This is a genomic window from Streptantibioticus silvisoli, from assembly GCF_027947535.2.
In the GTDB taxonomy this organism is placed as follows: domain Bacteria; phylum Actinomycetota; class Actinomycetes; order Streptomycetales; family Streptomycetaceae; genus Streptantibioticus_C; species Streptantibioticus_C silvisoli.
The window spans coordinates 1-6,464 of the sequence record NZ_JAAGKO020000115.1 but is presented as its reverse complement, the minus strand read 5'-3'; the positions used below and the strand labels follow the sequence as shown (position 1 = coordinate 6,464).

Genomic DNA, 6,464 nt, shown 5'->3' with positions numbered 1-6,464 from the left:
GAGGCGGGGGCGGCGGGTCCGGGGCCGGCGGCTGTGGCGGGGTCCGTGTCGAACGCCGGCTGGCCGGAAGTGACGTCCGGGTGGCGTGAATGCGCCCGTGCGGGTGGCGGTCGGCGCGGCGACGGTTCGTACCGGGGGTGATCTCGTCGTACGCTTCTGTGACCGCCGCCGTCGCCTTCGAGGGTGATGTCGGGCGGCCCTGCGGCAGTGCGCGCCGACCGGGTCGTCCCGGGGCGGGCCTGGTCGGCGGGGTGTGACCCCGCGTCAGGAGCAGGGGATGCACACGTATCCGATTATTGGGCGAAACACCGTCACAGCCAAGCCGAGTACCGTTGATCCGGCAGGGTTTCGCGGGCACGCCACGGCGGGGCCGGCCTGCCCGGAACCGCATGGGATGTGCCGGACGTCCCCGCTGTTGTCGAACGGAACGCGGTGTGATCGAGGAGCATGCGTTGATACGGACAGGTGGAGGACCGGTCGGGGCGAAGAGCCGCGGCAGGCGGGCGGCGGTCGCCGGAGCGTGGCTGTCGGTGCTGGCCCTCGGGGTGAGCGCCTGTTCCGGGTCGGGCACCGACACGTCGGACAAGGCGGCGGCGCCGAAGAACCCGGCGAAGATCAGCGTCACCCTGACGAAGAACCCCTCCGGTGACGTGGTTCCGGACAAGCCGGTCAAGATCTCGGTCACGCACGGCGCGCTCGCCTCGGTGACGGTCGCCGACTCCAAGGGTGACCCCATCGCGGGCAGCCTGGCCGCCTCGACCGGCGTGTGGACGCCGTCGTCGCCGTTCGGCGTGGGCCAGAACTACACGCTGCGGGCGACCGCGACCGCGTCCGGCCACACCGGTGCCAAGCCGAACACGCAGCAGACCAGCTTCACCGTGGAGTCGCCGGCCGAGTCCAAGAGCATGCTGCTCGACTCGATCACCCCGGCCAAGGGCGCGGTCGTCGGCGTGGCCATGCCGGTCTCGGTGGTCTTCTCCCACCCGGTCGCCGCCTCGGCGCGCGCCACGGTGGAAAAGCAGTTGAAGGTGACCACCAGCCCGGTGGTGGCCGGCGCCTGGCACTGGTTCGGCGACCGCCGGGCCGACTGGCGTCCGCAGAAGTTCTGGACGTCCGGCACGCACGTCACCGTGGACGCCGACCTCAACGGCGTCAACGACGGCTACGGCCGGTACGGCGTGCGGGACTACCAGCACGCGTTCACCATCGGCACCGACGTCGAGGCGGTCGCCGACGTCGCCGACCACCGGCTGAACGTCTACAAGGACGGCAAGCTGGTCCGGGCGCTGCCGGCCGACGCGGGCAAGGCCGGGTTCTCCACCTGGGGCGGCACGATGGCGGTCATCGACAAGCAGACCGAGGTGCGGATGACCTCGTGCAGCGTCGGCATCGCCTGCGACCCGAGCAGCCCGAACTTCTACGACATGGAACTGCCCTGGGACGTCCACCTGACCGACTCGGGCACCTATGTGCACTACTCCTCGGGTGACGTCCAGCCCGGCGAGGACAACGACTCGCACGGCTGCATCCACCTGTCGAAGTCGAACGCGCACTGGTTCTACTCCTTCGTCAAGGAGGGCGACCCGGTCACCGTCAAGGGTGAACCGCAGGACGCCGCGCCCGACAATGGTTACGCGGACTACAACCTCAGCTGGTCCCAGTGGACCGCCTGATCGTCTGACCGTCTGACCGCTGCCTGACCGTTGCCTGACCGTCTGACCGCTGCCTGACCGTTGCCTGATCGTCTGATCGGTCCGGCCGGTCTGACGATCGGATTGGTCCGACCGATCTGATCCGTACGACCGGTCAGCTGATCCGATCGTCCGACGTACGACCAACAGCCGGTGACCGGCCGCCCCCTTGGCGGCCGGTCACCGGCTGTGTCGTTCTCCCCCGTCACCGGCCAATGATCACCGGCCACCGGCCACCGGCCGCGCCGCTCCCCCGCGGTCCTCGGCCACGGGCCGCTGTCACCGGCTTCCCCGATTACGGCTGTGGGCCGATTACGGCTGTGGGCCGATTACGGCTGCGGGCCGAGCGGGCCGGTCTCCCAGACGGCGCGGCCCTCGTGCACCGGCAGCAGCAGTCGCCAGACCGCGTCCTCCAGTCCCTGCACCGAGGCGATCCAGCCGAGTTCGTCCTCGGCGGCGCCCAACCGGCAGGCGTCGTGCAGTTCGCCCAGCACGTGCGCGAGGTCGGCGTGGCTGAAGACGGGCTCCAGCCGGCCGCCCTGGTCGTCGCCGGGGCGGCCGGGCACGTACTGGCGGTAGGCGCCGACGCCGGAGAGCACCCCCACCGGGCGCCAGCGGTCGGCGAGTTGGAGCACCGGCAGGCCGCCGACCCGAACCCCGTCGGCCTCCAGCACCGAGACCTGGCCGTGGTCCACCGGCAGCGCCGACCAGCCGTCGCCGGCGGTCAGCACCGCGGCCGGGCCGACCCGCCGGATCGCGACCGCCAGTCCCTCCCGGCTCACCGCGCCGCCGCCCGGCTCCCCCAGCGGGAACGGCACCGCGATCATGCCGGCGTACAGGCAGCCGAAGAACGCGCCGGCGAAGTCCGCGCCCTGCCGGTAGACCAGCAGCACCGGGCTGCCCGGCGGCAGCAGGGCGCCCAGCCGGCCGGCCACCGCCCGTGCGCGGCGGTCGAGTTCGGCGTAGGACAGTCCGGCGGTCGACGCGAGCGGCGCGCCCGGCAGCACGTCGTACGGCACCGCGTGCGGCGTCCGGTCCGCGTACGATCGGAGCGTGCGACCCGGCGTCATGGCAACGGCCGTCCCGACGCAGGCCGTTCCCCCGGCGCTTGGGACCGACGACGACGCTTCACCGTGCCGTGAACACCATGAGCACATGACAGGTCCGACACTCCTCTCCCTCACGGGCAACACAGACGGAACATCGCATTCCGATGACTTGGTGCGGATTCGTCCACAACCACCGACCGGGGCGTGACCGCCCGGGGTTGTACAAGGCAGACTGACCGCCGACGAAGGCGGGCCTTCACCGGAGAAGATGCTCCTGCCACGCGATGAACGATCGATATACGGACCGAGCCGGCGCCCGCACCGCGGCGGGCAGGGGCGATCGAGGCCGCGGCGGAAATGGAGCCTGTGATGGATGCGGAACCGGACCCGGACCTGCGCTTCGCGCTGCTCGGCCCGGTACGCGTCTGGCGGGCCGGCAAACCAGTCACCCCCGGCTCGCCGCAGCAACGCGCTCTGCTCGCCGCCCTGTTGCTGCGCGGGGGCCGGTCCGCCACCGCCGACGAGCTGATCGGCGCGCTGTGGGGCGAACAGCCGCCGGACAGCGCGCTGGCCGCGTTGCGCACCTACGCCTTCCGGCTGCGCAAGACCCTGGGCGCCGACACCCTCACCTCGGTCTCCGGCGGCTACGCGCTGCGCACCACGCCGGACGGGCTGGACGTCTGCGTGGCGGAACGGCACACGGCGGCCGCCGACCGCGCCCGGGCGGCGGGCGACCCGGCCGGGGCCCGCGAACTGCTGTCTTCGGCACTGGAGTTGTGGTCGGGCGAGCCGCTGGCCGGGCTGCCGGGGCCGTATGCGGACAACCAGCGCGCCCGGCTGGCGGAGTTGCGGCTGCGGCTGCTGGAGAGCCGGCTGGAACTCGATCTGGAGCTGGGCGAACACGCCGAGGCCGTCTCGGAGTTGACCGCGCTGACCGCCGAACACCCGCTGCGCGAGCGGCTGCGGGCGTTGCTGATGCTCGCGCTGTACCGCGGCGGACGGCAGGCGGAGGCGCTCGGCGTCTACGCCGACACGCGCCGGCTGCTCGCCGACGAACTCGGCGTCGATCCCTGCGCGGAGTTGGCCGAACTGCACCAGCGCATCCTGTGCGCCGACCCCGAACTCGCCCCGCCGGCCCTGCCCGACGACCCGCGCGGGCACGCCGCCATCGTCCGGCCCGCCCAACTGCCCGCCAGCGTGCCGGACTTCACCGGCCGCTCGGCGTTCGTCACCGAACTCGTCGGCGAACTGCTCACCGCCGAGTCCGGCGTGATGGCGCTGTCCGCGGTGGCCGGCATCGGCGGGGTGGGCAAGACCACGCTGGCGGTGCACGTGGCGCACGCCGTCAAGGACGCGTTCCCCGACGGCCAGTTGTACGTCGACCTACAAGGCCAGAACAGCCAGGCCGCCGAACCGGAGACGGTCCTCGCCTCGTTCCTGCGGGCGCTGGGCGTGCCGGCCGGCGCGATCCCGGACGGTCTCGCGGACCGCGCCGCGCTGTACCGGTCGGTGCTGGACGGCCGCCGTGTGCTGACGCTGCTGGACAACGCCCGCGACGCGGCCCAGGTGCGGCCGCTGCTGCCGGGCACCCAGGGCAGCGCCGCGCTGATCACCTCGCGGGTGCGGATGGTCGGCCTGGCCGGCGCCCGGCTGCTGGACGTGGACGTGCTGACGCCGCTGGAGGCGCTGGAGCTGTTCACCCGCATCGTCGGCGACGAACGCGTGCTGGCGGAACGGCAGATGGCGCTGGAGGTCGTCGCCGCCTGCGGTTACCTGCCGCTGGCGATCCGGATCGCGGCGTCCCGGCTGGCCAACCGGCGCGGCTGGACGGTGTCGGTGCTGGCCCGCAAACTGGCCGACGAACGGCACCGGCTGGACGAGTTGAAGGCCGGCGACCTGGCCGTGAAGGCCACGTTCGAACTCGGCTACGGCCAGCTGAGCCCCGAACAGGCCCGCGCCTTCCGGCTGTTGGCGCTGCCGCACAGCCGTGACCTGTCGCTGCACGCCGCCGCCGCGGTCCTCGACCTCGACCCCTACCAGGCCGAGGAACTCATCGAGTCGCTGGTCGACATAAGCCTGCTGGAGTCCAGCGCCCCGGCCCGCTACCGCTTCCACGACCTGCTGCGGCTCTACGCGCGTGACTGCGCCGAACGCGACGAGACCGCCGCGGACCGGCAGGCGGCGCTGATCCGGCTGATGGACTTCTACCTGGCCACCGCCACCGCCGTCTACGCGCTGGAGAACCCCGGCGACCGGGTGCTGGACCACCTGCTGGCCGCCGGCCGCCCGGGGCTGGAGTTCGCCTCCCGCCACGAGAGCCTGGACTGGCTGCACGCCGAAGCCCCCGGACTGCTGGCCGAGGTCGCCCGGCAGGCGGGCTCCGCCTCGGGGACCGCCGGACTGCGGCACGCGGTCGACCTGCTGTGGGCCAGCCAGGACCTGCTGGAGGCCGGCGGCCACGTGGGCCCCTACGAACGCTGCACCCGCGCGGTCGTCGCCGCGGCGGTACGCACCGCGAACCCGCTGGTGGAGGGGCGCGGCCGGGTCCTGCTGAGCCGGATGCTCAGCTGGGCCACCGACCGGCACGCCGACGCCGACACCGAGGCCCGCCGCTCGCAACTGCTCGGCGAGAGCGCGAGCGACCCGCTGACCTCCAGTTACGCGCCCAACCTGCGCGGCATGATCGCCAAGGACCAGGGCCGTTACGCCGACGCGGCGGGCTGCTACCGCGCCGGGCTGGCCGCGTTCCGTGCCGACGGCAACCAGCACGGGGTGGCCGCCGCCCTCGGCAACCTGGCCATCACCTACGTCGAACTCGGCCAGCTGACCTCGGCGCTGGCCAACGCCCAGGAGTCGGTCACCGTCCTGCGCAAGCTCAACTCCGGCTTCCGCCTGGGTTCCGGCCTCTACCAACTCGGCTTCACCATGGCCGCCGGCGGTGACCAGGACGGCGCGCTGGCCCGGTTCACCGAGGCGCTGGCGATCTTCCGCGAGTCGCGGCAGACGGTGTGGGAGGGCGCGACGCTCCGCCGGATGGCCCAGACCCAACTCGCCTCCGGCCGGCTGCGGCAGGCCGCCTCCCTCGCCGAACAGTCGCTGGCCGTCGTCGGCGACGGCGACGTTCAGTGGCAGAAGCCGGAGGTCCTGGTCACCCTCGGCACCGCACTGCACCGCATCGGCCAGGCCGACCGGGCCCGCGCCTGCTGGCACAACGCGCTCAGCCTGCTGTCCGACCCCGACAGCGAACCGGCCCGCCAGGTACGCGAACTGCTCGCGGGCGCGGCCCCGGAGGGGCGTTCCCCGGAGGGGCGTTCCCCGGAGGGGCGTTCCCCGGAGGGGCGTTCACCGGAGGGGCGTTCCCCGGAGGGGCGTTCCCCGGGGTCGGGGGCGGCTGCGGGGGCGGGGGCGGGCTTGGCTCCGGAGGAGTTGCCTCCGGCGGTTGCGGCGGGGTGACGTCGGGGCGGGTGCCCTCGGCGGTTGCCGCGGACTGACGCCGGATGCCTACCGGGGTGCCGGTGCGGACCGGGGCCGGCGGTGCGGACCGGGGCCGGGGGTGCGGACCGGGACCGGGGCCGGGGGTGCGGGCCGGGGCTGGCAGCGAAGGTCGGCGAAGGTCGGCGAAGGTCGGCGAAGGTCGGCGAAGGTCGGCGAAGGTCGGCGAAGGTCGGCGAAGGTCGGCGAAGGTCGGCGAAGGTCGGCGAAGGTCGGCGAAGGTCGGCGAAGG

General features: G+C 73.3%; 3 protein-coding genes. 2 read left to right on the top strand and 1 reads right to left on the bottom strand.

What is annotated here, in order from left to right; all coding sequences use genetic code 11:
- Window positions 1–452: 452 nt before the first annotated feature.
- Complete coding sequence (locus POF43_RS34155; protein ID WP_308217283.1) at window positions 453–1,673, top strand: L,D-transpeptidase; 1,221 nt, start codon at window positions 453–455, stop codon at window positions 1,671–1,673.
- Window positions 1,674–2,020: 347 nt separating this feature from the next.
- On the opposite strand, the gene POF43_RS34150 is transcribed toward POF43_RS34155, so the two are convergent.
- Window positions 2,021–2,710, bottom strand: a complete 690-nt coding sequence (locus tag POF43_RS34150; protein ID WP_271317289.1) for an AMP-binding protein — start codon at window positions 2,708–2,710, stop codon at window positions 2,021–2,023.
- A gap of 399 nt (window positions 2,711–3,109) precedes the next feature.
- On the opposite strand from POF43_RS34150, the gene POF43_RS34145 reads away from it, so the two are divergent.
- The gene (locus tag POF43_RS34145) at window positions 3,110–6,193 is read left to right on the top strand and encodes an AfsR/SARP family transcriptional regulator (RefSeq protein ID WP_282704956.1); all 3,084 of its coding nucleotides are present in this window, start codon (window positions 3,110–3,112) and stop codon (window positions 6,191–6,193) included.
- Window positions 6,194–6,464: the final 271 nt, after the last annotated feature.

Excerpts from the sequence above, each read along its gene's own strand:
- POF43_RS34145 (WP_282704956.1), top strand. The coding sequence starts at position 3,110 with ATGGATGCGGAACCGGACCCGGACCTGCGCTTCGCGCTGCTCGGCCCG.